The 24,937-nt window shown below is 57.9% G+C and carries 22 protein-coding genes; 8 read left to right on the top strand and 14 right to left on the bottom strand.

Annotated elements, in window-relative coordinates; genetic code table 11:
• Positions 1-49 precede the first annotated feature (49 nt).
• From AACV02_RS20880 to AACV02_RS20870, 3 genes are all read left to right on the top strand, one after another.
• Positions 50-4,561, top strand: coding sequence for an RHS repeat-associated core domain-containing protein (locus tag AACV02_RS20880; RefSeq protein ID WP_119741704.1), 4,512 nt, complete (start codon positions 50-52; stop codon positions 4,559-4,561).
• Positions 4,562-4,564: 3 nt separating this feature from the next.
• A complete protein-coding gene (locus tag AACV02_RS20875) occupies positions 4,565-5,197 on the top strand; it encodes a hypothetical protein (protein WP_119741702.1) in 633 nt (210 codons plus the stop codon).
• Between the two features lie 353 nt (positions 5,198-5,550).
• Positions 5,551-5,847, top strand: a complete 297-nt coding sequence (locus tag AACV02_RS20870) for a hypothetical protein (protein WP_234452657.1) — start codon at positions 5,551-5,553, stop codon at positions 5,845-5,847.
• A gap of 811 nt (positions 5,848-6,658) precedes the next feature.
• Here the strand turns inward: AACV02_RS20870 and AACV02_RS20865 are convergent.
• Complete coding sequence (locus tag AACV02_RS20865) at positions 6,659-7,096, bottom strand: DUF3995 domain-containing protein (RefSeq protein ID WP_106580271.1); 438 nt, start codon at positions 7,094-7,096, stop codon at positions 6,659-6,661.
• Between the two features lie 92 nt (positions 7,097-7,188).
• Between AACV02_RS20865 and AACV02_RS20860 the strand changes: the two genes are divergently transcribed.
• Positions 7,189-7,578 (top strand): DUF2946 domain-containing protein, encoded by a 390-nt coding sequence (locus AACV02_RS20860; RefSeq protein WP_119741697.1) that lies wholly within the window; start codon positions 7,189-7,191, stop codon positions 7,576-7,578.
• A gap of 95 nt (positions 7,579-7,673) precedes the next feature.
• Positions 7,674-9,800 (top strand): TonB-dependent receptor, encoded by a 2,127-nt coding sequence (locus tag AACV02_RS20855; RefSeq protein ID WP_119741695.1) that lies wholly within the window; start codon positions 7,674-7,676, stop codon positions 9,798-9,800.
• Positions 9,801-9,950: 150 nt separating this feature from the next.
• On the opposite strand, the gene AACV02_RS20850 is transcribed toward AACV02_RS20855, so the two are convergent.
• Together AACV02_RS20850 and AACV02_RS20845 are read right to left on the bottom strand one after the other, a co-directional pair.
• The gene (locus AACV02_RS20850) at positions 9,951-10,967 is read right to left on the bottom strand and encodes an ABC transporter substrate-binding protein (protein WP_119741691.1); all 1,017 of its coding nucleotides are present in this window, start codon (positions 10,965-10,967) and stop codon (positions 9,951-9,953) included.
• Positions 10,968-11,100: 133 nt separating this feature from the next.
• A complete protein-coding gene (locus tag AACV02_RS20845; RefSeq protein WP_177413706.1) occupies positions 11,101-11,550 on the bottom strand; it encodes a hypothetical protein in 450 nt (149 codons plus the stop codon).
• A 408-nt stretch (positions 11,551-11,958) separates the two neighbouring features.
• Between AACV02_RS20845 and AACV02_RS20840 the strand changes: the two genes are divergently transcribed.
• The 3 genes from AACV02_RS20840 to AACV02_RS20830 all read left to right on the top strand — a co-directional run bounded on the left by AACV02_RS20840 (position 11,959) and on the right by AACV02_RS20830 (position 12,883).
• Positions 11,959-12,234 carry a hypothetical protein gene (locus AACV02_RS20840; RefSeq protein ID WP_106580276.1) on the top strand — a complete coding sequence of 92 codons (276 nt, stop codon included), beginning with the start codon at positions 11,959-11,961 and terminating at the stop codon, positions 12,232-12,234.
• Between the two features lie 110 nt (positions 12,235-12,344).
• Complete coding sequence (locus tag AACV02_RS20835; protein WP_119741687.1) at positions 12,345-12,575, top strand: hypothetical protein; 231 nt, start codon at positions 12,345-12,347, stop codon at positions 12,573-12,575.
• A gap of 71 nt (positions 12,576-12,646) precedes the next feature.
• Positions 12,647-12,883, top strand: a complete 237-nt coding sequence (locus AACV02_RS20830; protein WP_106580278.1) for a DUF2789 domain-containing protein — start codon at positions 12,647-12,649, stop codon at positions 12,881-12,883.
• Between the two features lie 6 nt (positions 12,884-12,889).
• Here AACV02_RS20830 and AACV02_RS20825 read toward each other — a convergent pair whose 3' ends face one another.
• The 11 genes from AACV02_RS20825 to iolD all read right to left on the bottom strand — a co-directional run.
• Positions 12,890-13,093, bottom strand: a complete 204-nt coding sequence (locus AACV02_RS20825; RefSeq protein WP_119741685.1) for a hypothetical protein — start codon at positions 13,091-13,093, stop codon at positions 12,890-12,892.
• A gap of 115 nt (positions 13,094-13,208) precedes the next feature.
• Entirely contained in the window at positions 13,209-14,441 is a 1,233-nt protein-coding gene (locus AACV02_RS20820) for a methyl-accepting chemotaxis protein (protein WP_372239739.1), read from the bottom strand.
• Between the two features lie 545 nt (positions 14,442-14,986).
• Positions 14,987-15,391: a TraR/DksA family transcriptional regulator gene (locus tag AACV02_RS20815; RefSeq protein WP_010564800.1), complete on the bottom strand. Its 405-nt coding sequence runs from the start codon at positions 15,389-15,391 to the stop codon at positions 14,987-14,989.
• A 422-nt stretch (positions 15,392-15,813) separates the two neighbouring features.
• A complete protein-coding gene (locus tag AACV02_RS20810) occupies positions 15,814-16,836 on the bottom strand; it encodes an ABC transporter permease (protein ID WP_026013640.1) in 1,023 nt (340 codons plus the stop codon).
• 58 nt (positions 16,837-16,894) lie between these two features.
• Positions 16,895-18,448 carry a sugar ABC transporter ATP-binding protein gene (locus AACV02_RS20805; protein ID WP_106580283.1) on the bottom strand — a complete coding sequence of 518 codons (1,554 nt, stop codon included), beginning with the start codon at positions 18,446-18,448 and terminating at the stop codon, positions 16,895-16,897.
• 63 nt (positions 18,449-18,511) lie between these two features.
• On the bottom strand, positions 18,512-19,447 hold the full coding sequence (locus tag AACV02_RS20800) for a sugar ABC transporter substrate-binding protein (RefSeq protein ID WP_119741681.1): 936 nt from the start codon (positions 19,445-19,447) through the stop codon (positions 18,512-18,514).
• Positions 19,448-19,495: 48 nt separating this feature from the next.
• Entirely contained in the window at positions 19,496-19,678 is a 183-nt protein-coding gene (locus AACV02_RS20795) for a hypothetical protein (RefSeq protein ID WP_119741679.1), read from the bottom strand.
• A 128-nt stretch (positions 19,679-19,806) separates the two neighbouring features.
• Positions 19,807-20,835, bottom strand: coding sequence for a Gfo/Idh/MocA family protein (locus AACV02_RS20790; protein ID WP_119741677.1), 1,029 nt, complete (start codon positions 20,833-20,835; stop codon positions 19,807-19,809).
• 142 nt (positions 20,836-20,977) lie between these two features.
• Positions 20,978-21,838, bottom strand: coding sequence for a sugar phosphate isomerase/epimerase family protein (locus AACV02_RS20785; RefSeq protein WP_119741675.1), 861 nt, complete (start codon positions 21,836-21,838; stop codon positions 20,978-20,980).
• A 145-nt stretch (positions 21,839-21,983) separates the two neighbouring features.
• A complete protein-coding gene (locus AACV02_RS20780) occupies positions 21,984-22,994 on the bottom strand; it encodes a Gfo/Idh/MocA family protein (protein ID WP_119741673.1) in 1,011 nt (336 codons plus the stop codon).
• Positions 22,995-23,013: 19 nt separating this feature from the next.
• Positions 23,014-24,937, bottom strand: a 1,924-nt coding sequence (iolD, locus tag AACV02_RS20775; RefSeq protein WP_256680533.1) for a 3D-(3,5/4)-trihydroxycyclohexane-1,2-dione acylhydrolase (decyclizing), incomplete at its 5' end; no start/stop codon positions are given.

The following is a 24,937-nucleotide window of genomic DNA, read 5'->3' as shown; positions in this document are numbered from 1 at the left end:
ACATGAGCTCAATGGCTTCCATCAGAGCCTGGCGGAGTATCGCCAGCAGATGGGCGCCTGGTATGCGCGGGCGCTGGACTCGGTCAGCCATGCAGCGGACATGCCGTCGTTGCTGGGGATGGACAGGGTATTGCGGGTGGGGGATTCGCAACGTTCCTTCAGCATTTCCGATGCGGATTTTTCCACCGTTGCGCGCTGCCCAGCGGGTGGCGAGCTGAAGATCGAGAGCAAGTTCGAGTCGGTGTACGACGTGCCGATCGGCGAAATCCCGGTTGAGGTGATTCGCCTGGAAGACGGCAGTTCTACGCGAGTCATGCTGGATGAACATGGCAAGGCCTCCCACACCTGCGTGGCCGGTGGGCGCTATCAAGTGCGGGTACAAGGCGGCGTTTCCACGCAGCAGGTAGACGCGTTGTTTGCCTCCTACGCCGGGCTGACGGCGGACCTGGAGCAATGGCTGCGCGAGCAATGGAACGGCTTCAAACCGTCTTGGCAGCAATCCACCGCCAGCGCGATTGGCAGCGGCATGCTCGCGGGCAGTTGGGCGGCAATCAAGGAGGTGTGGGACAGCATCAAGCTGGTCCAGGCGATTCTTGCAGACCCCATGAAGTTCGGCGAGCAATTGGGTGCCGAGGCCGCCAAGTTGGCGCAGTTGGCCACCGACGCGCCGCAGGTCATGGAAAAAGCCATGTTGCTGGCCAGTGATGAGGCGGCGCTGTACCTGATGGTACGCACGGCGATGCTGTGGCTCGACGCACTGCCGCCCGGCGATATTGCCGAGGCGGCGGCGGGGTTTATGGTGTCGCTGCTTATCGATCTGGTGATTGGCGCGGTGTTGATGATCGCGCTGCCGGCGGCGGGTGTGGCGTACCTGAGCTTGCGGTTGGTCAAGTATGGCGCACAGGTTCTCGATGCCGCAGTTGGCTTTGTGCGCGGCCTGCTTGGGACTCTGACCAAGTTCATGCAGGCGGTGGATCGCTACAAGGCCGTGGCAGTTCGCGGCGTAGTCGGTGGGCTGAAGCAAGGCACGATGCAGATGCGCTGGCGGGCACGGCAGAACGCGGTGCTGAAGCAGAAAGAACATGTGGATGATGTGCCTGCGGCTGCGAAGAATCCCCGTGGAGATGCGGCGGCGCCTGCGGATAAAACCGCCACCCATGGCTGCCCGGTGTCGATGGTCACCGGGGAAGAATTGCTGACCCTCACCGATGGCGCGCTGGACGGGATTTTGCCGTTTGAGTGGACGCGGTTGTACCGCACCAGTGCGGCGGAAGTGGATTGTGGGTTGGGGTTTGGTTGGAGTCATGCGCTGGCGCAGCGGTTGGTGGTTGCGGGTGATTCGGTGGTTTGGACGGATCATGAGAATCGCAGTACTGAGTTTCCGTTGCCTTCCGTTTCTCGGCCTGCGATTACCAACAGCTTGGCCGAAGCGGCGATCTACTTGGGTGCCCTGCCTGATGAGCTGGTGTTGGCTCAGGCATCACGTTTTTATCACTTTCGCGACGGTCAGCTGACAGCGATCAGCGATGCGTATGACAACCGGTTGCGCATTTCTCGTGATCGTTTGGGGCGGATTGAGCGGCTGGATAACGGTGTCGGCCGTTGTTTGTTTTTGCGTTACGAACTGGGCCGCATTGTGGCGGTGGACTATCAGGTTCATCGCGCCAAAGGCCGTGAGCCCTACGACTGGGTGACGGAGCAGAACGTCGTTTCCTACGCCTATGACGACGCTGGGCGACTGGTTTCGGCGACCAATGCCGTAGGTGAAAGCGAGGTTTATCGGTACGACGAGCAGCACGTCATTCTTGAACGGCAGCTGGCCGGTGGGGCGAGTTTCTTTTGGGAGTGGGAACGAGCTGGTAAGGCGGCGCGATGTGTTCGGCACTGGGCCAGTTTTTCGCAGATGGACACGCGGTATGTGTGGGAGGACGGCGGCAGGGTCACGGTTCACAACGTTGATGGCAGCCAGGAAGTGTATGTCCATGACCAACGGGCGCGGCTGGTGCAGCGGGTTGATCCCGATGGCGCTGAACACTTCAAATCCTATGACGACAAGGGCCGGCTGACGGTTGAGCAGGACCCGCTGGGAGCGGTGACGGCGTATCAGTACGACGACGCGGGACGCTTGGTGGCGCTGTTTCCGGGGGAGGATGAGCCGACTGCCTACGAGCACGATAACGGGTTCGTACGGGTTGTGCGGCGGGGAGAGGCGGTTTGGAAGTATGAGCGTAATGATCAGGGCGACATTACGCGTCAGACAGATCCTGACGGCTATGTTACGGACTACACCTACAACAAACACGGGCAACTGGTTGGGGTTTGGTATCCGGATAACGGCTGTCATCGGCTGGTTTGGAATGAGCGTGGGCAGCTTGTTGAAGAACAACTGCCGAATGGCGGGGTTAAGCGGTATCGATATGACGATGTTGGTCGGCAGACGGCGCGTGAGGATGAGCATGGCGCGCTGACTCAGTATCAGCGGGATGCAGCCGGGCGCCTGTTAAAGCTGACCCAGCCCGATGGGGCGACGCGAGAATACAGCTACAACCCGTACGGAAAAATCACCTCTGAACGTGACGGATTAGGCCACGTCACCCGCTACGAATACGCCGACGGCCTGCACCTCATCAGCCGCCGCATTAATTCTGACGGCACCCAGGTCAACTACCGCTACGACAACACCCGGTTGCTGCTGACCGAGATCGAAAACGAAGTCGGTGAAACCTACCAACTCGACTACCACCCCAACGGGTTGATCAAGCAGGAAACCGGTTTTGACGGCCAGCGTACGGCGTACGTCTACGACCTCAACGGCAACCTGCTGGAGAAAACCGAACACGGCGACGATGGCAGTCAGCTAATCACCCGCTACGAGCGAGACCCTTCCGGCCGCCTCGTACGAAAAACTCTCCCCGATGGCAACGTTGTTGAATACGCCTACGACCGCCAAGGCAACCTCCTCAGCGTCGACGACGGCCACTGGGCGCTCGCCTACGAATACGACAGCCAAAACCGCCTCACCGCCGACCACCAAGGCTGGGGCACCCTGCGCTACGGCTACGACGCCTGCGGCCAACTGAAGAACCTGCGCCTGCCGGACAACAACCGCCTCACCTTCAACCACGACAAAAGCGGCCACCTCGCCACCGTCGAGCTAAATGGCAAAACCCTCACTTCACACCTGTTCAAAACCGGAAAAGAACGCCAACGCCAGCAAGGCGAACTCCTCAGCCACTACGACTACGACGAGCAAAACCGTCTGCACGCGCATGCAGTGACCCAAGAGGAACACAAGCTCTACCGCCGCCACTACGACTACGACAAAGCCGGCAACCTCACCCGCCTGCTCGACACCCGTAAAGGCGAACACCACTACCACTACGACCCCCTCGCCCGCCTCACCCGCGCCGATCACTCGCAAGACCAGCAGGAGCGCTTCGGCCACGACCCGGCCGGCAACCTGCTGATGCAAGACCGCGCCGGCCCGGACATCGTGGCGGGAAATCGGTTGGTGATTCAGGGCGATCATCATTATGACTATGACGCGTTCGGCAACCTGATCCGTCAACGGCGTGGTAAAGGCCACCAACTCGTCACCGAGTATCGCTACGACTGCCAGCATCGGTTGATCGGCATCACCCAACCGAACGGACAAACGGCCAGCTATCGCTATGACCCGTTTGGTCGGCGTATCAGCAAAACCGTCGAAGGCATAACCACCGAGTTTTTCTGGCAAGGCGACAAGCTGATTGCGGAACATCACGCGGATCGTCATCGCAGTTACATTTACGAGCCGGACAGTTTCCGCCCGTTAGTTCTGCTGGAAGGCTTCGGCCCTCAAGACACCCAGCCCTTCCACTACCAACTCGACCACCTCGGCACCCCGCAAGAACTCACCGCCCCCGACGGCGAAATCGTCTGGTCCGCGCATTACCGTGCCTACGGCCAGATCAGCCGCCTCGACATCGAAAAAATCGGCAACCCGTTACGTTTCCAAGGCCAATACTTCGACCCGGAAAGCGGACTGCACTACAACCGCCATCGCTACTACAATCCAGATATTGGTCGTTACCTGACGCCCGACCCGGTGAAGCTGGCGGGTGGGATCAATGCTTACCAGTACGTGCCCAACCCGATAGGGTGGGTAGATCCGCTGGGATTAAATCGGTGCCCTGGTGGAAACGGATGTAAATCTACCCATAAAATCGAGGAGCCATCCTACACAGCTAGGGTTAACGAGCGAGAGCCAGAAACGCCGACAGGGGCCGACAGTAAACTCTCCCGAAATGGAGCATTCAGAAGGGCGAAAGAAATTGGCGGAATCCCTAAAAACCAGCATCCGGCACGCGTTTATCGAGAGACACTTACCGATCAAAATCGCTATATACAAGGACGTGTATATGAATTTAAATTACTCGAACGAAAAATTGAAATTCGCGAACATTCCCTTGGGCACAATAAAGGTAATCATGCACCCCACTTCAATACTGAAACAACTATCAACCATCGTAAAGTCCCACTAAAAATCGGCGATGACTCTCACACATACTTTAAGAAATGACTAATGAAAACCGTTTTCATCCAAGAAGTCGGCATTCACCCATGGGGTCAAGTATACGCGACCAACGATCACGAATTTTCGACAATTTCCCTGCTAAACCAGGACTTTGAAAGCGTTTGGAAAACATGGTGCGAACTTGCATCCGCACTGACATCGGAATGGCCAACAATCTCAATTTGGTACACCATGGGATTCCCGTACGAAAGCAAAACCCAGGAATATCTGGCTTTAAAACGTTTTGCGAAATCGTCAAGCCCCAAAGACATATTTAAAAAAAATGAAGCCACTTCAATTTATTCTGGAATAGAGCACTTGAGTTCAAAACCTGATCAGATAGACCCGGCCACACTCACTAGCTATCGTTATACTGTGACACTCATGCAGAAAAAAAATAGCGAGCCCAGCGACGTTTGGAATAAACTTAGCGATCTGAGCCACTTATCAACATCAGATGATTTCAAGCTAATATTGGCAGACCGAACCCTACTAGCTTTCAGATTCCATGATGCAGAAACACACGGAGTAGCTCAGATTATTTTTCACTCAGAGCATTTGCCCATCCTAAACGATGTAATTAGCAGGATGGAAATCAAAGAGATTCAGCAAAGAGACGTCTACACTTACATACACAGCTGAGCTATATAAAATGATTCTGCCTCTTTGGTGTCGGCCTTGACATACCCGATCTCCCCTGCCTGCTTGCCCAAAAAATATAAAGGCGAAGATCAAAATATGTGGCAGAACTGGGCTGACCCGCTCCAGAGTAAGAGACTTACAAATAACAAATCTTCCTCACAGAGAGGTATTAAGCGTAGGCCGCAGAAATAAAACGGATACCATTTTTCATTGCAAAAATCAAAATCAACCTTTATTGAACCCAAAGGTAAGCATTCATCTCTTCCTGCCCCCTCAGTTTACAATGACGCAATCCACGCCAATAAGACACCAATAAAATGAAAACAATCTGTGTGCCACTCACGATCGAAGCAATGAGACTGCTAGACATAAACGACTGCCCAGACCATCTACTTGAGAGCACGTCGCTTACAGAAGAAGAATACCAACAACTTTTAGAGTCTCGCGCATTAGAAAAAATAAACAACACCACTGGAAAGATAATCGATGAATATGAGGATGAAGCCATAACCACTCCGCAGGAGCTAAAGGAAAGCCTGCAAATACTGAAAACTCATTTAAAACCTAAAAACTCAAAAACATTAAATAAAATAATCAGATTAAATGCATTAGCAATTAATAGAAACACAGGATTGTTTTTCTTTTTCTAACATAAAAAACTAAAAGCCGCTGCCGGTTTCACGCAAGAAAAAACAAAACCGTCACGTCAGGCACAATTGAACGTTGGCTACAACCCCCACACTTATTCAATGGATAGAAATAAAACGGCCTACATAGACGAGCCTCAAGTCAAACCATGGGAAGGTAGAGACCAGACAAACGACCCAGTTTTCCGTACGATGACTTTGATTGATCACGACTTCATTAGTGTTTGGTTTTCTTGGCGCGAGGATGCAGAAAGGCTTTCAAAACATTGGCCTATTCAGCAAGGGTGGTGATCGATAGACGGAGTGAAATTCAACTCAAAAGCTGAAGAGCATCTATTGAAGAAAAGTTTACCCAACGAACTTAAAAGCGGAGGCTTTTTCAAAAAAATGAAGCAAGAAAGGTTTACTCTATTATTAAAAATCGACCGACCGCGCCGAGCAAAATAGACCATCCGGTTCTGGAAGCCCCGCAAGACGTTGTTTTATTGCTTCAAAAATCCCGTTCCGAAAGATGTAATCATTGGACCAGTATGACAATTTTTGAAACCTGTATCACCGCTGTAAAATCCACGATTATTAAAAACACATCCATCCATAATTCTGTGTAGGTTTTACGATAGCGAAACACACGCAGCAGCCCAGCTTTCATTTTTTGATCGAATATAAAAACGAAGTCATTACAGCGCTGAACAAAATAACACCTGCAAAAATAAACGCTGAAGACGTTTATTGCTTCATCAACTCTTAATTTTGGAGCTAAAAAAGATAAAAACTGAGGCGAATTAGCTACATTCAGCATCGCACAGCCCCACCCTCACCCCCACGCCACCACCAACAACCCCACCCCCAACACCAAACACAACGGCGAATAAAAATACGTATCCAACTTGGCAAACCTCGACCCACCCACCTTTTTGAAAAACCCCACCAACTCCGAATCGCCAATCGCCCTGGCAAACATCACCACGGCAATCGCGCTGATCCCCCACTGCAGCGCGCCATGGGACACCGGCGAGAAATACAGGCCGGCCCGCAGGCAGACGAGCAGCGCAATCGCCACCAACCCCATCGCAACCAAAAATGTCCCCAGTGCGGAGGGCTTGAACGCTGGCCGCGGCCCGTGGGCGAATTCGCCGGGCAGTTGGGGGATGGCGGCAAGGCTGCCGAGTTTGCCGCCGGCGGCCCAGTACAAGTGCACCATGCTGATGCAGGTAAAAACCCCGACGATCCATCGCGCGATGACAAAGCTCATGGCGGGCGCTCCCTGAAATGTGCGAATGATGATAGTCGCCCTGAGATTTTTTGTAGGCATTTCGTCGGCGGCTGATGGTAAAGTGCCGCCCCATGAAAATCGCCCGTGCCGACCGCTCACTCATTGCCTGGATGCTCTACTGCTGCGTCCTGTTCAATGTGTTCGCGTGCAGTATTGGGCATGGGCAGATGCTGGGAATGCAGCTCAACGGCATCGGCGGCCAGTTCTGTACGGTGGACCCGCGTACCCAGGCGCCCAAGCAGAGCAACTCCACGGATGAGAACCTGCCGACGCTGTCGAAGGCGTTTGGTTGCCCGCTGTGTTCGACCGGCGGTATGGGCCCGGCACTGAGTTCCAGCCTGAATGTGGCGGTGTTGCCACAACCCCATGCGCCACCACCGGCGGTGGTGCTTGCCGCTGACATCCCTGCCCGCTTCACCTGGCCTGCGGCCAACCCGCGCGCGCCTCCCGCTTTCGCCTGATCCCTTCGCTATCCAATCTGCACCGGCCTCCGTTCCCGTTGGGGAATACGCGCGGCTGTGCGTTGTTTTCAAGCCAAGTTTTTCAGGATTCAACCATGAAACATTTACCCCTGTTGGCGGGCCTGTTCGGCTGCCTGCCTGTCTGTGGCTGGGCGCTTGAGTTGGCCCCCACCACCATTGATGGTGAGCAAACCGCTGAGCCGGGCCTGGCCCTGGATCAATCCAGTGGCATGGCGTCGCGGCTGGGCTTAAGCGTGCGGGAAACCCCGGCGTCGGTGGCCATTGCGACTCGCAACGACATTGAGCGCCATGGCGCCAAGACCTTCCGCGATGCGGCCAACACCTTGCCTGGCGTCAACGCCAGCGCGCCGCCGGGGTTTGGCGGGTTTGTGTCCTACCGTGGATTCACCAGCAGCCAGATCACTCAGATGTTCAACGGCATCAACGTCGCCACCGGCTTGGCCCGGCCGGTGGATGCGTGGATCTATGACCGCGTCGAACTGGTCGGCGGCCCCTCCTCCTTGATCAATGGTGCCGGCTCCGTGGGCGGTTCGCTGAACTATGTGACCAAGTTGGCGACCCGCGAGGAGCAAGCGGCAGAAGGCCAGCTCACCTACGGCAGCTACGACACCGCCGGCATGGCTTTTGGCGTCAACCATGCGCTGACGGAACCGGGTGCCGAGGTGCAGCATTACGCGCGTCTGGACGTGAGCCGCAACACCAACCACAGCTATATCGACCGCGACCAGCGGGATGCCTGGAGTGTGGCGTTTTCCCTGCTCAGCGACCTGACGCCCAACCTGTCCCACACCTTGGCGCTGGAATATCAGGATGAACATGAGGACAGCCCGTACTGGGGCACGCCGGTGCTCAACCCCAAGGCGGGTGAGTTGAAAATCGACCGGCACAACCGGTTCAACAACTACAACGTTGCCGATGGTCGTTACGAGCAGCGCACGATCTGGGCGCGTTCGATCATTGATTATCGGATCACCGACAGCACCACGCTGAAGAACACGCTCTATCACTTGGACAGCCAGCGCGACTACCGCAACCTGGAGACCTACCAATACAATGCCGATAACAGCGCGGTGAACCGTTCAACGGCCTACCAGGTGCGTCATCAGGGCGAACAGAACGGCAACCAGTTCGAACTGCGCCATGACGATACGTTCTTCGGCTTGTCGACCACCTGGTCCGGCGGCTTCGAGTACAAGGTCAACAGCACCACCAACAACCCACTGAACGTGCCGGGTAACAGTAGCGTGGACCCGAACCATTACACCCCGGGGCACTTCTACGATATACCGGGCACCCGGCCGGGCTTCGTCAAGGACAAAACCAATGCGGTCACCACCAAGGCACTGTTCGCCGAAAACCGTCTGGGCCTCACCGACAAACTCTCGCTGCTGACCGGCCTGCGCTACGACGCTATCGACCTGGACGTTACCAACCACAGAACGGTGACGGCCACCAACCCACGTCACTTCAAGCGCAGTTGGGAGCCGGTGACCGGTCGCGTGGGCCTGACTTACCAGTTCATCCCATCGGCCAATGTGTATGTGCAATACAGCACCGCGGCCGAGCAGCCGTCGACCACCACCCAGGTGTTAGACGTGTCGACCGGCAAACAGTGGGAAGTGGGCAGCAAGTTCGATTACCTGGACGGTCGCGGCTCGGCCACCGTCGCGGCCTACAAGATCGAACGCAAGGATTTTGCCGTCACCGACCCGCTGGACCCGAACAACAGCATTCCAGTGGGCGCGCAGTCCTCCAAGGGCATTGAGTTGGCCAGCTCATTGCGCATCACGCCAACGCTGCTTGCCGAGGGCAATTTCGCCTGGTTGGACGCCGAATACGATGACTTCAACGAAAAAATCGCCAGCGGCGCGGTGGTCTCACGCAAGGGCAATACGCCCACCAACGTACCCAAGCGCGTGGGCAACGTGTGGCTGACTTATGACTTTACGCAAGACTGGCAAGGCGGCGTGGATGCGCGGTATGTCGCGCAGGTGTATGCGGACAATGCCAATACCCTGACGGTGCCGGCCTACACGCTGTTCGGGACGTTCCTGCGCTACAAGGTGGACTCACACACCTCGGTCACCGGCCGGGTGCGCAACCTGACGAATCAGGTGTATGCGGAGTTTGCACATGTGTCGCCGGCGTATTACCTAGGGTCGCCAAGGACCTTCGAGGTGGCCGTTCAAACCAAGTTCTAAGCCTGAAATACAATAAAAATGTGGGAGCTGGCTTGCCTGCGATAGCATCACCTCGGTCTACCTGATAAACCGAGGTGCCTGCATCGCGGGCAAGCCCGGCTCCCACACAAGACCACATTTGAATCTGCATCGAATAGAAAGATTGTCGGCTTACTTCAGACTCGCCTCAACCTTCTGCGCCACATCCGCCGTCAACCACGCCTTCCACACTTCAGGATGCTCTTTGAGAAACGCCTGGGCCACTTCGCGTGGCGCCGTATGATTCTCGCTCATGGTCGCCAAGGCCTTGTTCAGCGGCTCGATGGGAAACTGAACCTTGGTAAAAAATTCGGCAATCTGCGGGTTTGCCTGCTGGAACGGCGTCGATACGCCAATGCTCAACTTGGACGCTAATGACCGAGTGGGCCTCGGGTTGGGGTTATCCGCGTCGGTCAGGGTCTTCCAGGCATCGGCATCAAACGGCGGCTCTTCCAGCTGGATCAGTTTGTAACGCCCCATCAGCGGCGTCGGCGACCAGTAGTAGAACAACACCGGTTTGCCACGACGGATCGATGACGCAATCTCGGCATCCAGAGCGGCGCCCGAACCACTGCGAAAATTCACGTAGCTGTCGTCCAGGCCGTAAGCCTTGAGCTTCTGCTTGTTGACCACTTCCGAAGTCCAGCCGATGGGGCTGTTGAGGAAGCGCCCCTTGCCTGGAGATTCCGGATCTTTGAACACATCCTTGTAACGCGCCAGGTCTGTGACGCTTTTGAGGTCTGGCGCCAGAGGCTTGAGGCCCTTGGCAGGGTCGCCCTTGACCACATACTCCGGCACCCACCAGCCTTCGGTGGCGCCCTTGACCGTGTCGCCCAGGCCTACCACTTTGCCCTCGGCCTCAGCCTTGATCCACACCGGGCTGCGGCCGGCCCACTCTTCGCCAATCACCTGGATGTCGTTTTTCGCCAGCGCGGTTTCCAGGGTGATGGTAGTGCCGGGCAAGGTATCGGTGGGCAGGTCATAGCCCTTCTCAACGATAAAGCGCAGCACCTCGGTGATCAGGCTGCCACTTTCCCAGTTCAGGTCGGCGAAATGCACCGGAGCCTGGGCGGCCGATACCGGCAATGAAGCCACCGACAGACTCAACGCCGTCAGGGACGCTGCCAACAGGGTTCTCAATCCTTTCATGCCTTTTGCACCTCGCGTTTTCGCAGCCATAGCGGACGGCTTTGCTGCCAATGCGCGAAGCCTCTGATTAGTTAAGTCAACTCAACTGTAGTAGAGGTTCCGGAAGAGCAGAAATACACGCGAGGTTTATCGACTACTCACTGGCCTTGAAGGTCACCAGTTCACCCTTGCGCCACTTGGCGGCCTTGCCGGTCACGGCCTTGAGCGTTTTGGTGAGGTTTTCCTGCAGTTGTTCGTGAGCGGCAAACACCAGCATTACGTTGTGGCCTTCCTTGAATACGATGCCCTGGCCTTCGGCTGAAGAAACAAAGGCGTAATCGCCCAGGCCATACACCGTCAATTTGATATCGCGGAACTTCAATTCGAATTTACCGCCTTCACGGCTCGGCAGCACCGCCGCGCGAAAATGGTCGCCGACCTTGAGCTCCAGGCGCGGCTTGTCATCCACCACCATCGCCGCTTCGGTGTCGATTTCGGCAATGTAGATGCCTTCCGGCGTCTGTTCGGTGATGTAAACAAAACGGGATTGAAACTGCTTGACCAACTTTGCGCGCAAATCACCCAGCACGAATAACGCGTGCATATCCAGATTACTGACTGCCAAGGAAACGCCCCCACATCAAAAAAGCACGGACCGCCGCAGCGGACAGCACAAAAAACGGCCGTAACGGCTCGATCACACATTCATTAAAAAACTGAAGAGAACCCGCTGCTGCGCTGTAAGACTAGTACACAGATGCGCGATGGACCTTATGCAAGTCATCAGGCGCCACAGGAAATCACAGGTTCAAGGACCTGAGAATACAGGCCGATCAGCTTCAGAGAATAACCCAATAAAAAACGCAGTTTCCGACAGCTTACACATCACAAAATACCTGGCCATGGAACCAGGCCAACGCTGTGGACGACAATACTAAAACAGCAACGCGGGTCAAAACCACCTGAAAACGCTGCGGGCAAGTCAAACAAGATCGACCGACAGGAGCCGGCCATGCACACACGTCAACTCAATGCTACGTCTTCCCGCACTCGTTCATCATGTCCAGACGAGCGTCAATACTACTGCCTGGACAGCCCCGACGGGTACTCCAATTCCGTTCTTTACCAAGTTGTACCGGCGGGCCGCGATTTCTTTCATATTCTGGAAGTGACCAGCGGCAGGATCAGAGGCTTTCGCAGCAACCACATCCGGGCCTGCGAATTGGCCAAAAAGCTCGAAGCCAACCCGCTGACCTTTCACCCGGGAATCGTTTCGTCATCTGGATGAGTTTACTGCGCCGCCGCCCCTCAACAACTGCCATACTGGCCCGTCCATTGAAGTTTGCCCCTATCGGGTCAGGTTTTATCAGTGCAGTTACCTTGAAGGGAAGGCTATACGTGACGGAATTTGATATTGGCGAATTTTTCATCCATGGCGATGCGAGGGAAGTTGACGGTGAGTTTCAAGCGGTGATCATCATGCGGGCCAAACCACCGCTGACCACGGTCACAACACACCAGGTAGAAAAAGATCGTTGGTTCAAAACTGTCGATGCCGCTGCAACGGCGGCAAAAGATGCCGCCAAGGCACTTAAATCCGCCGTGGATTCAGGTGCACTCAATTCCTGACAATCCGATAGAACTCTGCCGCCGCCTGCGCCTCACATGCACAACGACCATCACCTTGCATGGAGAACACTATGGACGCGCCAATCCCTACTCTCGAAACACTGTTTGAACAATTGGGCCTGGATTCAACCCCGGAGGCAATCGACGCATTCATCGATGCGCACCCGCTGGCTGAAGACGTGAAGCTGATCGATGCGCCTTTCTGGACGCCGCAACAAGCGGCGTTTCTGAAAGAAGAACTGCGTGAGGACGCCGAATGGGCTATCCCCGTGGACGAACTGAACCAGCGCCTGCATCAACCCCACTAACGAGCCTCAATGCAGGCTGTCGGATTGCTCCAGGCGTAATAACGCCTCCCAGGCAGCCCTGCACTCCTGCGCTTCTTCGCGGCTGGCGAACGCTGTGCCGCGTTGCTCGCCATTGAGCAGCACAACCCAGCAGGCTTTCTGACCCAGCGCGCGCAGGGTTTCGGGCACACCACTGCCGATCATCACGGCGACATCGACTTTGTTTTGCATGGAGCTTCTCCGCCACATTAGTTAGCTACCTAACAATGTTGGCCATGCTACGGTTTTTTTCCAGTTGGAAAAAGCTATCCCCGGAATAGCTCCATTGCATAAACAGCAACAATCGCTAGCGTGCCGGCTTCGCCGCCTCCGGTTTATAGCCCAGCCGCAACCCGCCCCAATGCCGTCCGTTGACCATGATCGGCACCGACAAGTCGTGCATCAACTCGCCGGTATCGCGGGTATAGGTCTGCAATAGCACTGCCTGTTGATGGCTGCCACAGCGGATGCCGGTACGGTCTTCGAACTTGCGCTTGGTGCGGTTCTGCACCGCATCGACGCGGGCGTCGCCGGTGAGCGCGTGGGAAAACGCCTTGTTGTGTGTCGGTACATAACCCTGAGGCGTGCAGGCAATGGCGAACACCAATCCCTCATGGCGCGGCAGCAGCGCTTCCTGGATCGCCGGCAAAACCTGATCGGTGTAACGGTCAAAACGTGTGTGGTACTTGCTCGGGCTGGTATTCGGGATGGGCGTGTAACTGCGGTCAAACAAGTCCTGCAGGCTGATGCGGTTTTGCAATACATCGGCTTCGAACTGCTCGGCGATGCGGTGTGCGCCCTCGCGGGCTAAATCGTAGATGCGCTGGTGATAGTCATCCAGGCCGACTTCTGCCAAGCGCTCACTGATGGTTTCGGCTTGCCCTTCCATTTGCACGGCGGCGTCGGCCAGTTGGCGGGTTTGCTGGTCGCTCACGGTCAGATCGCTGCGCATCTGCTCCACCGCATGGAACAGGCTGTCGAGTTGCGCGCGGTTGGTATCGGTGCCCTGCGCAATTTCATTCACCTGCCCTTCCACGTCCGCCGCCAGGCTGGCGATGCTCTCCAGTTGTTCGCCGGCGTGTTCCACCTGTTCAACGCCCGTGTGCAGGTCCGCCGACAACTGTCGAATCTGCTCCACCACTTGCGCCGTGCGTTGCTGGATATCGGCGACCATCACTCCAACCTCATCGGTCGCCGTGGCAGTACGCCCGGCCAGGCCGCGCACTTCATCGGCAACCACGGCAAATCCGCGCCCATGCTCACCGGCTCGCGCCGCTTCAATGGCCGCGTTCAAGGCGAGCAGGTTGGTCTGGCTGGCGATCGATTGGATCACCAGCGTGACGCGCTGGATTTCTTCACTGCGCAGGCTCAAGGCTTCAATCAACTGGCGACTGGCGTCGGCACGCTGGCTGAGCTGGCGCATGCGCGTGATTGACTCGGCCAGCACTTCACGGCCCTGCGTACTGTGCTGATGCGCCTGGCTGGCCGCACCCAAGGCTTGACGGCTGAGTTGGGAGGTGACCTGCTCAGTGCCGATCATGACTTCGGCGCTGCTGACGATTTGCCTGGCTGCGCTCAACTGCGATTGCAAACGGGCCGCCAATTGCTTGACCGAATAGGCCACGCCGGCAGCAGACAGCGCGTTATGGCTGGTGGTGTAGGAAAGATCGCGAGTCAGTTCGCCCATCGTATCGGCGACTGGGGCAGGCGCCACGCGGTGCGTTCGACTTTTAAGGGTGGGCAGCCATATCACCAGCAAGGCCAGCGGCAGGCACAGGTACAGCGGCAAGCCAGCCAACGCCAGGCCCAGCAGAACCAGCACCAGGGCGGTGCTCTGCAAGAGCGGCGTCAGCCAGCCGGGCAGCGCGCGCACCCGCGTGTGCACGGGCACTGCTGCGCCCATCAGAGATCCGTCTCCAGCCATCGTCGTTACCCCACTGCTTGTCGTTATTGTTTCTGCATTAAACGCCACTATCGGGCCATTATCCATGGGCCGTTAGTGGGAAGCTTGCAGCAGATCAATAGACAGGGGCGTAACCGGTATTGCTCTTGAGCGCCGCATCAGCAGCGCCCAACTTCAGCACATCAGGCTTGACGCTGATGCTTGTCGATCTGCTCGTGGCGCTCTTGCGCTTCGATGCAGTACTTGGTGGTCGGGCTGATCAGCAGGCGCTTGAGGCCGATAGGCTCGCCGCTGTCGTCGCACCAGCCAAAGGAGTCTTCCTTGATGCGTTCCAGTGCACGCTCAAGCTGCGGCAGCATGCGCTGGTCGCGATCGATGGCATTGACCAGCCAGGTGCGCTCTTCTTCAACGGAAGCCGCGTCAGCCGGGTCAGCCGGGGTATCCAGGCTTTCGATGGCGATACGGTTCTGTTCAATGCGCTCGTGGTGTTCCACTTTCATGTCTTGCAGCAGCTGCTCGAAAAAAGCGTGCTGTTCGGCATTCATGTAGTCATCCGCCGGCATGGCCAGCAACTTTTCCTTTGTCATTGATTTCTCTATAAAAAATACGTGCATTAAGGCGAATAAGGGAGCGTTCCGGCAGACCTCTGCAGGCCTCGGAAAGGCGCCGTCCATTTCAAGCGCCACCCGGCACTCAATTTACGAGGGGCGGCAGTCTAAGGCCGACTTGAGGGCTCAGCAACTGAAAAGACAGGCATTTTTTCCCAATTAACCCCCAAAGGCACCAGGACGGGCTTGGCGAATGGTCATCGGAGTGCGTTTATAGCAAGAAATTCAGTGTTGTGGAGCTATATAGAAGACAGACGGTTGAAACTGGCTGGAGAAGGTTCAAATGTGGGAGCGGGCTTGCTCGCGAATGCCGAGTGTCAGTCAATACATCTGGCACTGATACACCGCATTCGCGAGCAAGCCCGCTCCCACATTGGGTTCCGCGCCAAGCCTTAATTCATTTATCGTTTGAGCTTGCGCTTATTGCGGTACTGGTCGATCACCACCGCGATCACGATGATCAGTCCCTTGATGATGTCCTGGATGTACGCGTCCACGCCGACAAAGGTAAACCCGCTGGCCATCACGCCCAGGATCAACGCGCCGATCACGGTGCCAGTGATGCGCCCCACCCCGCCCGCCAGGCTGGTGCCGCCGATCACCGCTGCGGCAATCGCATCCAGCTCATAGGACATGCCCATGCCGGCCTGGCCGGTCGCGGCACGTGCCGAGGCGACGACGCCAGCCAGGCCCGCGAGCAACCCGGCGATGCTGTAAACGATGATCAAATGGCGCTTGACGTTGATCCCCGACGTGCGCGCCGCCTGCATATTGCCGCCGATGGCGTAGGTGTACTTGCCGTACTTGGTGTAGCGCAGCGCGATATGGAAGATCACCGCCACCACCAGAAAGATGATCACCGGCATCGCGCCATGGCCGATCGCCGTGTACGAATCCGACAGCATGCTCACCGGCTGGCCTTCGGTGTAGTAACGCGCCAGGCCGCGGGCCGAGACCATCATGCCCAGGGTCGCGATAAATGGCGGGATCCCCGTGACGGCAATGATGCTGCCGTTGATCGCCCCTGCAAGCAGCCCGACCCCCAAGCCCATCGCCACCGGTATCCACACCGGCAAGTCCGTCAGGCTGGGAAACACCGCGCGGGAAAAATCCGAAGTTTGCGCCAGGCTGGCGGCAATCATCGCCGACAGCGCCAGCACCGAGCCTGAGGACAAGTCGATGCCCGTGGTGATGATCACCTGCGTCACGCCAATCGCCAGCAGGCCGATGATCGACACTTGCAGGATCATCAGCACCAGACGCTGGGAGTTCATCAGAAAGCTCTGGTCGCGCACGATCCAACCGAACAGTTCAAACACCAACCCGATGCCGATCAGCACCAGGAAGATGCTCAGCTCGGTGGGCAAGCGCCTGCGGTGCTTGACCGGTGCCGTGGCAGGCTTGTTGTCTGTTATTGCGTTCATAGCCAATCACCTTCTTGTTCTGTGGCACAGGCCAACCGCAGGCCTGCGCTGCTGTTCGTCAGTGGACTACGGTCATACCGGAAGCCAGCTGCATGACTTTTTCCTGCGTCGCCTCCGCACGGTCCAGAGTGCCCATCAGGTCGCCCTCGTGCATCACCATCACCCGGTCGCTCATGCCCAGCACTTCAGGCAGCTCGGAGGAAATCATGATCACCGCCATGCCTTCGCTGGCGAGAAAAGAGATCAAGCGATAAATCTCGGCCTTGGCGCCGACGTCGATGCCACGGGTGGGCTCATCGAGAATCAGCAGGCGCGGGTTGGTCATCAGCCAGCGCGCCAGCAAGGCCTTTTGCTGGTTACCGCCGGACAAGGTGTCGATGCACTGCTCCAGAGACGGGGTTTTCACCCGCAGCTTCTTGCACATGTCTTCACACAACGCGCGCAACGCCTTTTGCTGGATAAAACCGTTGCCCGAGTAATGCGGCAGCACCGCCATTTCCATGTTTTCCAGCACCGACAGGCACGGGAACAGGCCGCTGAGCTTGCGGTCCTCGGTCAACAGCGCAAAGCCTTTCTCGATGGCCATGTGCGGGTCGCTGATGCGCACCGGCTTGCCGTCAAGGGTGATCTGCCCGCCAGAGCTTGGCGTAATGCCGAAAATCGTCTCCGCCACATTAGTGCGGCCCGAGCCCATCAACCCGGCGATACCGAGGATCTCCCCGGCGTGCAGGTCGAATGACACCCCCTTGAACACGCCATCCAGGCGCAAGTCGCGCACCGACAGCAGCAGCTCGCCAATGGGCGTCTCACGCACTGGAAACAACTGGCTCAGTTCACGGCCGACCATCATCGAGATCAGGCTGTCGCTGTTCATGCTGTCGGCGCGCTGCAGGCCGATGTAATGACCGTCGCGAAACACCGCGACTTCATCGGCGATGGCGAACACTTCGTTCATTTTATGCGTGATATAGACGATGCCTTTGCCCTGGGACTTGAGGTCGGCAATGATCGAAAACAGGTGGGCCACTTCCTTTTCGGTAATGGCCGACGTCGGTTCATCCATGATCAGGATGTCGGAGTCGTAGGACACCGCCTTGGCAATCTCGACCATCTGCCGTTCGGCGATGCTCAGGTTGCCGACGTGTTCTTCAGGGTCCAGGTTGATGCGCAAACGCGCCAGCAACTCGGCGGTGCAACGGTGCATTTCGCGGTGGTTGACCATGTGCAGGCTGTTGAGCTGCTCGCGGCCAATCCAGATGTTTTCGGCGATGCTCATGTGCGGCATCAGGTTGAGTTCCTGGTGGATCATCGCGATCCCGGCCTTTTGCGCCGCCAGTGGCGTTTCAAACACGATCGGCTTGCCGCGCAGACGTATTTCACCGGCGTCGGGCTGGTAGATGCCGGCGATAATCTTCATCAGCGTCGACTTGCCTGCACCGTTCTCGCCCATCAGCGCCAGCACCGAGCCAGGGCGAACGCGCAGTTGCACATCGGCCAGGGCCACGACGCCGGGAAAGCCTTTGCTGATGTTGAGGATTTCCAGCAGGTAGGGTTCTTCCGGCGCCAGGGGCTGGATACCGGGAGGCTGCGAGACAACCGCTTGAGCAAGCATATCGGGTACTCCATCAGCAGGACGACCGTGGCCGCCCTGCTCGCTTATTGTTGTTATGAAGGGCTACTTGAAGTCTTTGACGTTGTCCGGCGTGATCAGCTTGAACGGAATGATCACGTTCTGCTCGACCGGCTCGTGCCTGGCCATCTTGCGCGCCGCTTCGACCGAGCCGACAGCCTGCCCTTTCGCGTCCTGGAACGCTGACGCGGCCATGTCGCCCTTGGTAATCGCGTTCAAGCCGTCCGGCGTGCCGTCGACCCCGGCGATCAATACGCTGCCCGGCTTGGTGCCCGCCGACTTCAGCGCCATGGAGGCGCCGATGGCCATCTCATCGTTGTTGGCCAGCACCGCATTGAATTCGCGGCCCTGGGTCAGCCAGTCGTTGACCAGCGTCATGCCGCGGTCACGCAGCCAGGTACCGGTCTGTTCCTGTTCGATGGTGATGCCGGGGTACTTGGCCAGGACCTCTTTCACGCCTTTGGTGCGGTTGGTGGTGGAGTTGTTGGCCAAGTCGCCCAACAGGATCACGATCTTGCCTTTGCCACCGAGTTTGTCGGCGATGTACTGCATTTGCAGGCGACCAGCCTCGACGTCGTCAGAGGTCACGGCCACCACATCTTTAGGCAAGTCTTTCTGATCGGGCCGGCGGTTGACGAACACCAGCGGAATGCCCGCCTTGGTCGCCGCACTGATGATGTTCTTGGTCGATGCGGTATCCACCGGGTTGACGATGATCGCGTCGACTTTCTGGCTGATGAAGTTTTCGACCTGGCTCAGTTGCTTGACCACGTCGGCGCGGGCGTCTTCAAACTGCAGCTGCACGCCATCGCCCTTGGGGTAGGACTTGGCTTGCTTGTCCATGTCCTCGCGCAGGTAAGTCAGAAAGGTATCGTCGAAGGCGGACATGCTCACGCCAACTTTGATATCGGCAGCCGAGGCAAAACCGCTGGCAAGCAGCACGGACAAGGCCAGCGCGGTGAAACGGATCGGGGTCTTCATGAACGGTCTGTCTCCAATTTCTTGTTGGTTTTGTGGACGTTGCGTTTTTCAGAGCGAGGAAGTCGGCAGCCGCACGATCGGTGCTCCCGGAATGCAGCACACCAGGGCGTCTTTGTTTTCGACGCACAGCACATTGAGGAAGGAGAAATAAAACGGCCGGGCGCGGGGCAGACCGCGTGGCGCTTGCTGGGCAGGGCGTAAAACTCGCAGTACAGCGTTGAAGATTTTCATCTGACGGTACCTGGTTGTTTTTGATCTTGTTTTTGTTGAGTCGCCTGGATCAAGCCCGAAGCGTACTTTTTGCAACCTGGAAAAGACTTTATTGGAAAATAATTTCCATATCAACCTGTTTTAGAATTTTATTCTATTTTTGTTGAAACCACCTGCTGGCGCTCGCTGCTAAGGCGTGCGGCGTCCAATATACGGGTGGTTTCCAGTGCGTCATAGGCGTTGACCGGCAGCGCTCCCTGCCCTTGCACGGCACTGTGCAACTGGCGATAGAACTGCGTCCAGCAGCCTTTCTCCGATGGCACACGCTCGCGTTCCGCGCCTTGCTCAAACCAGCCCCAGCGTCGGTGCTCTTCAGCGCCCCAGTGCTCGCCTTCGGTTTTCGGCGTCTTGCCCGCCATCAGCGCTTCTTCCTGGCCATCAAGCCCGTCCACGGTGTAACACCCCAGGGTGCCGCTGACACGAAAACGCGGGGCCTGGCTGTTCTGCAACGCACTGCCCCACAGGTGGGAAATCACGCCGTTGGCGTGGGTCAGGGAAACGAAAAAACCGTGGTCCAGCGTCGGGTATTCCGCACTGAAGTGTAATTGCGCGAACACCCGATCCACCGGGCCGAGCAGTTGCAGTGCCTGGTCCACCAGGTGGCTGCCGAGGTCACGCAGCCAGCCGCCGCCGCTGGCATTGCCTACCGATTGCGGGTTGTAGCGCTCCACACACGATTCAAACCGGGTGATCTCGCCCAGCGCGCCGGTGTCGATCAGTTTGCGCAAGGTCAGAAAATCCGAATCCCAGCGTCGGTTCTGGTAGACGCTGAGCAACACGCCCTGGCGTTCGGCAGCGGTGATCAATGCCTGGGCCTGTTCGGCATTGCTGGCGAACGGTTTGTCGCTGACCACGGCGACGCCGTGTTCGATGGCTTCCAATACCAAGGCCGGGCGGCCTTTGAGGGTAGTGGAAATCACCAACACGTCGACACCGGCCTCGACGATCTGGCCGATGGAGTCGTAGGCCTTGAGGCCGGGATGGTCAGCCGCCAATTGCTGGCGCCGCTCAGGTGAGCGTGTCACCACGCCGACAAACGTTGCGCCGGGCAGCGTTGCAATCAACGGCGCGTGAAAGAAGCGGCCGCCATGGCCGTAGCCGACTAGTCCGATTCGCATACATACACTCCTTCTGGAACTGGAAACCCAATCAAGTGTGGGAGCTGGCTTGCCTGCCAAAGCAGTGTGTCAGTCAATGAACCCATCACTGAAACACCGCTATCGCAGGCGAGCCAGCTCCCACCTTGGAATGATCGATTTCTTATTGGCACAGCTCGCGGGTCACCCGCTCCAGCATCATCCGGTTGGACTCATCCGGCCGGTCTTCCCAGGCAAACACCGAAACCGTAGCGATGCCGTCGAACTTGATCTCGCGCAAGGTGCCGAAAAACGCCTCCCAGTTGACCTCGCCCTGACCGATGTCCAGGTGCTGATGCACGGTGGCAGTAACGCCCGGCGGGTTGACGATGTAGCGCAGGTTCGACGACGCGCGGTGGTTATAGGTGTCGGCAATGATCAAGTGGCTGAGCTTGGAACCGGCGTACTTGAGCATCGAGGCGATATCGCCTTTGCCGTCGTCATAAAAGAAGGTGTGCGGCGCGGCGTAGAGGTAGTTGATCCAGTCGCGGTCGAGGCCGCGAATGATGTCCACCGATTCGTTGTTGCGCTCACAGAAGTCATACGGATGCGCCTGGATATCCAGTTTGATGCCTTCGCGCTCGAACTCCGGGATCAGCTCATCCATGGAGCGCATGAACTGGTTTTCGCACACCAGCGGGTTGTCGGACTGGCCGGTGAACTCGGTGTTGACCAGCTCGCAGTCCATTTCCACGGCGATCTGGATCGCACGCTTCCAGTTGCGCACGGCGGCGACGCGCAGGCCTTCGTCGGCCGCGGCCCAGTGGTACATCGGCAGCAGGGATGACAAGTGCACACCGGCGTCGCTCAAGGCCTTGCGAAATTCCTTGATGCGCGCACGGTCAACGCGAGCGGCTTTGTAGAACGGCAGGAAGTCTTCGCGGGGCGACAGCTCGATGTGCTGGTAGCCCAGCTCCGCGGCCTTGTCGACCATCTGGCCAAGGGGCAGATGGCGATACATGTAGGGGTCTAAGGCGATGCGCATGTTCAGGTGCTCCCGGATTTGCTTTATGTGGGAGCGGGCTTGCTCGCGAATGCGGTGGGTCAGCCACCTGATTCGCTTACTGATACACCGCATTCGCGGGCAAGCCCGCTCCCACATTTAATCCATTTCAAATGTAGATTTGGGCTTAGCCGTAAAAATGTGGGCGCTCTGGCAGGCCGACTTTCACGATCTGCTCACTGCGCTGCGCCTCAATGCACGCATCCGCCGCCACCGCTGCCGCAAACCCATCCCACGCCGACGGCCCACCCACTTGCCCGGCGCGTACGCTGTCGATGAAGGCCTGCAATTCGACGTCGTAGGCGCCGATGAACCGGTCCTTCCAATCCATCAAAATCGCATTCGACAGCTTGGCCTCGCTGCGCAGTTGCACCTGCGAAGGCTCAGGCAGTTTGGCAATACCGGTCTCGCCCACCACTTCGCACTGAATGTCATAGCCGTACTGGCAGTTCACGAACACTTCCACATCAATGCGCGTGCCCCTGGCGGTTTCCAGCAGCACGATCTGCGGGTCGCGCAAGTGGGCCAACGCCTTGCTCGATTTACGCGGGAACACCACTTGCACTGACACGTAGTCGTCGTTGAGCAGCCAACGCAACACGTCCAGTTCATGGATCAAGGTGTCGGTGATCGCCATGTCGGTCTTGTAGTTTTCGCCCACCGTCGGGTTGCGGTGCGCGCAGTGCAGCATCAAAGGCTCGCCGATCTGGCCGCTGTCGATGACCGCCTTGAGGGCCCGATAACCTTCGTCGTACGGGCGCATGAAGCCTACCTGCACCAGGCGCTTGCCGAAGGCGACTTCGGCATCGACGATCTTGCGGCAGCCTTCGGCCGTCACCGCCAGAGGTTTTTCGCAGAACACCGGCTTGCCGGCGGCGATGGCAGCGAGCACGAATTCTTCGTGGCTCGGCCCCCAGGAAGTCACGAGAATTGCCTCGACCTGCGGCGAGTTGATCAACGCATGGCCGTCCGCGTACACCTCGGCGGTCAGCTTCAAATCAGCGACGACCTTGGCGGCTTGCTCAAGGTTGATGTCGGTCACCGCCACCACCTGGCTATTGAGCAAGGTCTGGCTGCACCGACGGATATGGTCCCGGCCAATGGCGCCCGTACCGATAACACCCAACTTCAAAGACATACAAACACTCCTCTTGTTATTAGTACTGCCGGGCCTTGGCCAGGCGTTCATTGAGTTGTTTGGCCACCGCGTCAGTGCGCGCGCTGGTCGAGACCTGCGCCACACCGACCCGCCACCACGACAGGTATTTGTGGATCATGGTCTTGGGCAGAACCTTGATATCGATCAGCGTCGACACCGTTTGCGTACGCGCATCGGCCAACGCCGCCTGCAACTGCTCCACCGTGCTGACCTTGTAGGTCTTGCAGCCGTAGGCCGCCGCACTCATGGCGAAATCCACCGGCACAAAACCGCCGTCGAGCTTGCCCGTCTGCGGGTTGCGAAAGCGGAACTCGGTGCCGAAGCTGTCCATGCCGTGTTCCATCTGCAGGTTGTTGATGCAGCCGAAGGTCATGTTGTCGAGCAGCACCACGTTGATCTTGCGCCGCTCCTGAATCGAGGTGGCCAGCTCCGAGTGCAGCATCATGTAGGAGCCGTCACCCACCAGCGCATACACCTCGCGCGCCGGCTCGGCCAGCTTCACGCCCAGGGCCGCGTTGACCTCGTAGCCCATGCACGAATAGCCATACTCGACGTGGTAGGTGTTCACGCCCTTGCTGCGCCAGCTGCGCTGCAAGTCGCCCGGCAAACTGCCGGCGGCGGCGACGATGATGGCGTCGTCGGCCAGGGTTTCGTTGAGCACGCCGAGCACGCGGCTTTGGGTCAGGCAGGAACCGGTCAGCTCGATAAACTCGCGCAGCACGGCCGGGTCCATGTGGTCGTTGATTTCCGGGACGAAATTGTCCGTCTGGTAGTCGGCCTGGTAGATGCGGTCCACCTCGGCGTCCAGCTGCGCCTTGGCGTCGCGCGGCTGATCCGTCCAGTCGGAACGGTAGTCACCCAAGGCATCCGCCAACGCCTCCAGGCCCACCCTGGCGTCCGCCAGCAGTTGCACGCCGTCCAGTTTCAGGGCATCGCACGGACTGATATTGAGGTTGAGAAACGTCACTTCGGGGTGCTTGAACAGTGACTTCGACGAGGTGGTGAAGTCGGTGTAGCGCGTGCCGACACCAATGATCAGGTCCGCTTCCGGGGCCAGCAGGTTTGCCGCCAGGCAGCCGGTTTCGCCGAGACCGCCCAGGTTCAGCGGATGGCTGGACACCACCGCGCTCTTGCCTGCCTGGGTTTCGGCGAAGGGGATGTCAAAGCGTTCGGCAAACGCTTGCAGCGCGGCATTCGCGCCGGCGTATTTGACCCCGCCGCCGCAGACGATCAGCGGTTTGCGCTTGCCTCGAAAGGCAGCCAACGCATCGCCGATCATCGCTTCAGTCGGCGGACGGCGTTCGATACGGTGCACACGTTTTTGCAGGAAGTAGTCGGGATAATCCCAGGCTTCAGCCTGTACATCCTGCGGCAGGGCCAACGTGACGGCGCCGGTTTCCGCGGGGTCAGTGAGCACGCGCATTGCATGGATCGCAGCGGTCATCAGCTGCTCGGGGCGGTTGATGCGGTCCCAGTATTTACTCACCGAGCGGAAGGCATCGTTGGTGCTGATGCTTAAATCGTGAAACTGCTCGATCTGCTGCAGCACCGGGTCAGGCTGGCGGCTGGCATAGACATCGCCGGGCAACAGCAGCAACGGAATACGGTTGGCCGTGGCGGTCGCGGCGGCGGTAATCATATTTGCCGCGCCCGGCCCCACCGACGAGGTGCACGCGTAAATCTTGCGGCGCAGGTGCTGCTTGGCAAACCCGATGGCAGCGTGGGCCATGCCTTGCTCATTACGGCCCTGATGCACCACCAGATCGCCGCTGTCCTGCTCCAGCGCCTGGCCCAGCCCCAGCACGTTGCCGTGGCCGAAAATGGTAAAAATCCCGGCGACAAACTTGCTCTGCACACCATCGACTTCGATGTACTGGTTATCCAGAAACTTCACCAGGGCCTGGGCCATGGTCAATCTTGTT

The sequence above is a fragment of the Pseudomonas sp. Larv2_ips genome, from assembly GCF_963879675.1.
GTDB lineage: Bacteria > Pseudomonadota > Gammaproteobacteria > Pseudomonadales > Pseudomonadaceae > Aquipseudomonas.
This window is presented reverse-complemented; position numbering and strand designations above follow the sequence as displayed.

Coding starts and splice junctions, on each gene's coding strand:
- AACV02_RS20880 (WP_119741704.1), top strand. CDS start 50: ATGGGCGCCTGGTATGCGCGGGCGCTGGACTCGGTCAGCCATGCAGCG.
- AACV02_RS20875 (WP_119741702.1), top strand. CDS start 4,565: ATGAAAACCGTTTTCATCCAAGAAGTCGGCATTCACCCATGGGGTCAA.
- AACV02_RS20870 (WP_234452657.1), top strand. CDS start 5,551: ATGAGACTGCTAGACATAAACGACTGCCCAGACCATCTACTTGAGAGC.
- AACV02_RS20865 (WP_106580271.1), bottom strand. CDS start 7,096: ATGAGCTTTGTCATCGCGCGATGGATCGTCGGGGTTTTTACCTGCATC.
- AACV02_RS20860 (WP_119741697.1), top strand. CDS start 7,189: ATGAAAATCGCCCGTGCCGACCGCTCACTCATTGCCTGGATGCTCTAC.
- AACV02_RS20855 (WP_119741695.1), top strand. CDS start 7,674: ATGAAACATTTACCCCTGTTGGCGGGCCTGTTCGGCTGCCTGCCTGTC.
- AACV02_RS20850 (WP_119741691.1), bottom strand. CDS start 10,967: ATGAAAGGATTGAGAACCCTGTTGGCAGCGTCCCTGACGGCGTTGAGT.
- AACV02_RS20845 (WP_177413706.1), bottom strand. CDS start 11,550: ATGCACGCGTTATTCGTGCTGGGTGATTTGCGCGCAAAGTTGGTCAAG.
- AACV02_RS20840 (WP_106580276.1), top strand. CDS start 11,959: ATGCACACACGTCAACTCAATGCTACGTCTTCCCGCACTCGTTCATCA.
- AACV02_RS20830 (WP_106580278.1), top strand. CDS start 12,647: ATGGACGCGCCAATCCCTACTCTCGAAACACTGTTTGAACAATTGGGC.
- AACV02_RS20825 (WP_119741685.1), bottom strand. CDS start 13,093: ATGCAAAACAAAGTCGATGTCGCCGTGATGATCGGCAGTGGTGTGCCC.
- AACV02_RS20820 (WP_372239739.1), bottom strand. CDS start 14,441: ATGATCGGCACTGAGCAGGTCACCTCCCAACTCAGCCGTCAAGCCTTG.
- AACV02_RS20815 (WP_010564800.1), bottom strand. CDS start 15,391: ATGACAAAGGAAAAGTTGCTGGCCATGCCGGCGGATGACTACATGAAT.
- AACV02_RS20810 (WP_026013640.1), bottom strand. CDS start 16,836: ATGAACGCAATAACAGACAACAAGCCTGCCACGGCACCGGTCAAGCAC.
- AACV02_RS20805 (WP_106580283.1), bottom strand. CDS start 18,448: ATGCTTGCTCAAGCGGTTGTCTCGCAGCCTCCCGGTATCCAGCCCCTG.
- AACV02_RS20800 (WP_119741681.1), bottom strand. CDS start 19,447: ATGAAGACCCCGATCCGTTTCACCGCGCTGGCCTTGTCCGTGCTGCTT.
- AACV02_RS20795 (WP_119741679.1), bottom strand. CDS start 19,678: ATGAAAATCTTCAACGCTGTACTGCGAGTTTTACGCCCTGCCCAGCAA.
- AACV02_RS20790 (WP_119741677.1), bottom strand. CDS start 20,835: ATGCGAATCGGACTAGTCGGCTACGGCCATGGCGGCCGCTTCTTTCAC.
- AACV02_RS20785 (WP_119741675.1), bottom strand. CDS start 21,838: ATGCGCATCGCCTTAGACCCCTACATGTATCGCCATCTGCCCCTTGGC.
- AACV02_RS20780 (WP_119741673.1), bottom strand. CDS start 22,994: ATGTCTTTGAAGTTGGGTGTTATCGGTACGGGCGCCATTGGCCGGGAC.